Origin of the sequence: Pseudoalteromonas sp. S558 (assembly GCF_005886635.1) — a bacterium.
Lineage (GTDB): Bacteria > Pseudomonadota > Gammaproteobacteria > Enterobacterales > Alteromonadaceae > Pseudoalteromonas > Pseudoalteromonas aliena.
This window is the reverse complement of record NZ_PNDU01000119.1, coordinates 1-3816: the sequence shown is the minus strand read 5'-3', so window position 1 is coordinate 3816 and position 3816 is coordinate 1. Positions and strand designations below refer to the sequence as shown.

Genomic DNA, 3816 nt, shown 5'->3' with positions numbered 1-3816 from the left:
CACATTGCGATAATGCTTTTTCAACAGCTTGAACTTTAAATTCTTGTGTAAATCGACGTCTCATTTTATCTGCCTCTATTAAAAGTTAGAAGCGACAACTATCCTGACACAGGGGGATAGCCAAACAAGCTGGCCTCACCAACAATATATACATAATCGTTTTTGTTGCTCATTATTTTAGACTTATCGTCATACCACCTAAAATCATGAATTTTATTCGTTTTAGGGTCTTTGAAGTATAAACGAGTACAACTATCTTCATACTCAGCGCCACACTCTTGAACATCTGTCAGGATATATTCTTTATACCAATAGTCGCCTTGTGTGTAGTAAGCCCATAATTTAATAGGATCAGAGATAAAAATATGAAGTATTCCATAGATTAATAAAGGGGATAATGGGTACATGAAAATGGATTCCAATTTCATTTTAGTATCTGAAAAATTGTATTTAAGTGATTTTCTATATTTACTGCAGCGTTTATATTTATTGAATATAAGTATATTTAAATAGATAAATAGTGCACAGCAGATAATAGGGAGGACTATAAAGAAAACAACGTCGTATAGTTCATTTGAGATGAATGGCGGATCTGTAAAGTCCATTAAAATAGGAATAGTGATGCATAATAAAATGGGAAGTATTATTGCTACAAGGAGCAAGTTGTCGTAAATCTTTTTCAATTTTTAATTCGTCCGTGAATTATAGCCTTTGTCTAGTTTACAGAATTTTTGTTGTTTTAAAATCAAAGAAATGTATTTATAGGCATTAAGCAACCTGAACTCAGACTAATAAAACTATCTCAAGCGACTATTGAATTGACGCGAAAGTTTACCTTGTTTTCACTGTAGCAGCAGCTTAAAAACAAAAAAACCTTGTCACTTTCGTGGCAAGGTTTTTTTATTAAAGAGTCGTTGCTTATTTAGCTGTGAAGCTTACTGGGCGACGTTCTTTACGAGGACCGCTGCGCTTATCACCGCGTGCACTGTCGTCTTTGTTAAAGCTGCGTTTATCACCAGCTGGACGCTCAGAGCGTTCGCCGCGTGGTTCAGCAGGGCCTTGATCTTGTGTGATTGTTAAGCCCATAGGACGTTTACAAATAAACACTTTTTGGAAATGATCAAGTACATCTTTAGGCATGTTTTGCGGTAATTGAACCGTACTGTGATTGTCGTGTAAACGAATATCACCAATAAACTTGCTTGAGATGTCAGCTTCGTTAGCGATAGCGCCAACAATGTTTTTAACCTGAACACCATGTTCACGACCTACTTCGATACGGTACGTATCCATAGGGCCTGCATCACGGCTGTTACGTTCGCGAGGTTTACGCTCAGCGCGTTCACCACCACGTTCGCCGCCACGCTCGTTACGACGTCCACGGTCACCGCGATCGTTGCGGTCATTACGTGGATTGCGGTCGTTACGCTCGTTACGTTCACGAGGTTGAATCTTAACTTCTTCAACTTTAATTGGCGACTGTTGCTGTGCTAAACACAGTAACGCACCCGCTAAGCTTTCAAGAGGAAGGTCAAGTTTTTCAGCCATGTTAGTAGCTACATCATTGAAGAATGTAATGTCTTTGTTTTCAAGCGCAATAGTTAATTTTGCTTGTAACGCTTCGATACGTTTTTCTTCAACAATTTTTGCAGTTGGTAATTCAACTTGTGCAATTTCAGACTTCGTATGACGAATGATATTTTTAAGTAAATAACGTTCGTTATGTTTTACGAATAAAATTGCTTTACCAGTACGACCAGCACGACCTGTACGGCCGATACGGTGAACGTAGGCTTCAGAATCTTGTGGAATATCGTAGTTGATAACTAAGCTTAAACGGTCAACATCTAGACCACGTGCCGCTACATCTGTTGCAATAACAATGTTTAGCATGCCACTTTTTAAACGATCTACAGTGCGTTCACGTGCTTGCTGGTTCATGTCACCGTTAAGTGGAGCAGCAGAGAAACCTTCGCGCTCTAATAACTCAGCAAGTTGTACTGTATCGTTACGTGTACGAACGAAAACAATAGCACCTTCATATTGCTCAGCTTCTAAGAAGCGAACAATTGCTTTATTTTTATGTACGCTTGCATTCCAAAACACTTGCTCAACAGATGATACTGTTGAGTTACGTGCAGAAATATGAACCTGTTCAGGATTGTTCATATATTTGCTGCTGATGTTTTGAATTTGCTTAGGCATAGTCGCAGAGAAAAGACATGTTTGCTTTTCGCGCGGTGTTTTTTCCATGATGCTTTCTACATCATCGATAAAGCCCATACGTAACATTTCATCGGCTTCATCAAGTACAAGTGCTTGTAGAGCATCAAACTTGATAGTGCCACGGTTAATGTGATCGATTAAACGACCTGGAGTTGCAACAATAACCTGAGCGCCACGACGAAGTGCGCTTAATTGGATACTGTAGCTTTGGCCACCATATAGTGCCAATACTTCAATACCACGAACATGTTTAGCATATTGTTCGAATGCCTCAGCTACTTGGATCGCAAGCTCACGTGTTGGTGTGAGTACAAGGATCTGTGGCTGCTTCACAGACGGGTCAATATTATTAAGTAATGGCAGTGCAAATGCTGCGGTTTTACCTGTACCCGTTTGAGCTAGTCCCAGTACGTCCTTTCTTTCTAGCAATAACGGTATACATTGAGCTTGGATTTCAGATGGTGTCTTGTAACCCAACTCTTCAACTGCCTTCAAAATTGCAGGAGAAAGATTTAGAGATTCAAACGTGACTGGTTCTGACATTAATACGCCTCAACGAATTTAAAGAGGCGCGCATTATATAGGATTAGCGAGGCAAATGCTTGTATAAATTGAAACTAATTTATATGTATTTGAAAGTGGTCGAAATTTAACCAGTTTAATTTGAGGTTTATTAAACTGGTTAACATATTTAATACAAAGCTTATTTGTACAAGCCTAGGTTTTCTTTTGCGTAAGCTTCAAATTCGGTAAACCCGCCAATGTGATTTTGGTCTACAAAAATTTGTGGTACGGTAGGGCAAGGTTTACCCGCTGACTTTTCTAAATCAACTTTGCTTATCCCTTCTTTTATAATGTCGATATAACGAAATTTAAAATCATCGCGTTCATTTGCTAGTTGTTCTGCTACGTCTTTTGCACGTACACAAAATGGACAACCTTCGCGGCCAAAAATTACTGTAAGCATAACGCTCTCCTTTAGTTGATTTTTTTCAGTTTAAATGATTAAAAAATATTTTAAAGCATAAAAAACCGATTGTGTTGTTCTATTTTTATGATGCTGTGCATTCTAAAATTTAAGTCACAATGGACCACGTATCTACCAAGCTCTTGCTGCAATCCCTAGCTGACTTGAGTAGCCCATTGAACGCGCAGTGATCTGCAATTTTTCATTTATGACGTAATAAGTTGGAAATGCACTTACTTTATAGTTCGCTTGAGTATGTTTATCTCCTAATACAATTGGCATAGTGAGGTTTAATTCATCAACAAAGTGAGCGACTTCTTGCTCATTCTTATAATCAAATGCAATACCAATTGCATTAATATTAGAGCTATCGAGTGCTGCTTCTAGATTCGGCATGCTGTAACGACAAATAGTGCACCATGGCGCAAAAAAATAGACAACAGTGGTTTTGCCTTCAAGTTGTGCAATGCTTATTCTTTCAGTCGGTTGGTTTAAAAGTGGTAAATTAAAATAGGGCGCTGGTGCATTATTCGTTTGAAGCAAATTGCGTTCTTTAAAAGTACTTACTAAATAAAAGACTAATATTGCCAAGCTTATATTTATAACAGACATTGATCAGACCA

General features: G+C 38.3%; 4 protein-coding genes. All 4 read right to left on the bottom strand.

The genetic code is table 11. The features are described 5' to 3' along the window. Nucleotides 1-98 precede the first annotated feature (98 nt). The 4 genes from CWB66_RS22650 to CWB66_RS09485 all read right to left on the bottom strand — a co-directional run bounded on the left by CWB66_RS22650 (nucleotide 99) and on the right by CWB66_RS09485 (nucleotide 3736). Entirely contained in the window at nucleotides 99-407 is a 309-nt protein-coding gene (locus tag CWB66_RS22650) for a hypothetical protein (protein ID WP_252371733.1), read from the bottom strand. 511 nt (nucleotides 408-918) lie between these two features. Continuing rightward, the gene (locus CWB66_RS09495; protein ID WP_138585193.1) at nucleotides 919-2769 is read right to left on the bottom strand and encodes a DEAD/DEAH box helicase; all 1851 of its coding nucleotides are present in this window, start codon (nucleotides 2767-2769) and stop codon (nucleotides 919-921) included. A gap of 160 nt (nucleotides 2770-2929) precedes the next feature. Next, nucleotides 2930-3193: a GrxA family glutaredoxin gene (locus CWB66_RS09490; protein WP_077538500.1), complete on the bottom strand. Its 264-nt coding sequence runs from the start codon at nucleotides 3191-3193 to the stop codon at nucleotides 2930-2932. A gap of 132 nt (nucleotides 3194-3325) precedes the next feature. Beyond that, on the bottom strand, nucleotides 3326-3736 hold the full coding sequence (locus CWB66_RS09485) for a TlpA family protein disulfide reductase (RefSeq protein WP_252371732.1): 411 nt from the start codon (nucleotides 3734-3736) through the stop codon (nucleotides 3326-3328). Between the last annotated feature and the right edge of the window lie 80 nt (nucleotides 3737-3816).

Bases quoted from the DNA above. Each gene is read 5' to 3' on its own strand.
- CWB66_RS22650 (WP_252371733.1), bottom strand. From the start codon at position 407: ATGTACCCATTATCCCCTTTATTAATCTATGGAATACTTCATATTTTT.
- CWB66_RS09495 (WP_138585193.1), bottom strand. From the start codon at position 2,769: ATGTCAGAACCAGTCACGTTTGAATCTCTAAATCTTTCTCCTGCAATT.
- CWB66_RS09490 (WP_077538500.1), bottom strand. From the start codon at position 3,193: ATGCTTACAGTAATTTTTGGCCGCGAAGGTTGTCCATTTTGTGTACGT.